Source organism: Pseudomonas sp. 10B238 (genome assembly GCF_000970615.1).
Taxonomy (GTDB): domain Bacteria; phylum Pseudomonadota; class Gammaproteobacteria; order Pseudomonadales; family Pseudomonadaceae; genus Stutzerimonas.
In genome coordinates this window covers 1-473 of the sequence record NZ_KQ033985.1, presented here as the reverse complement: position 1 = coordinate 473, position 473 = coordinate 1, and the positions used below count along the sequence as shown (strand labels likewise).

1 protein-coding gene is annotated in these 473 nt (G+C 57.3%); it reads right to left on the bottom strand.

Annotated features, from left to right (window positions below):
• Positions 1–473, bottom strand: a 473-nt coding sequence (locus RT21_RS22900; protein ID WP_156155752.1) for a GTP-binding protein, incomplete at both ends; no start/stop codon positions are given.

The window sequence follows — 473 nt, the reverse complement described above, 5'->3', positions numbered from 1 at the left end:
GGGAAGTCGTAAGTCGACAGCAGGTCACGCACTTCCATCTCAACCAGCTCAAGCAACTCGGCGTCGTCCACCATGTCAGCCTTGTTCAGGAAGACAACGATGTACGGAACGCCAACCTGACGGGACAGCAGGATGTGCTCACGAGTCTGCGGCATCGGGCCGTCAGCAGCAGAGCAAACCAGAATCGCGCCATCCATCTGTGCAGCACCGGTGATCATGTTCTTCACATAGTCAGCGTGGCCAGGGCAGTCAACGTGAGCGTAGTGACGGATCGAGGAATCATATTCAACGTGGGAGGTGTTGATGGTGATACCACGAGCCTTCTCTTCCGGCGCGTTGTCGATCTGCGAGAAGTCACGCGCAGAGCCGCCCCAAGTCTCAGCACAGACCTTAGTCAGCGCTGCGGTGAGCGTGGTCTTGCCATGGTCGACGTGACCAATGGTACCGACGTTCAGGTGCGGTTTGTTACGTTC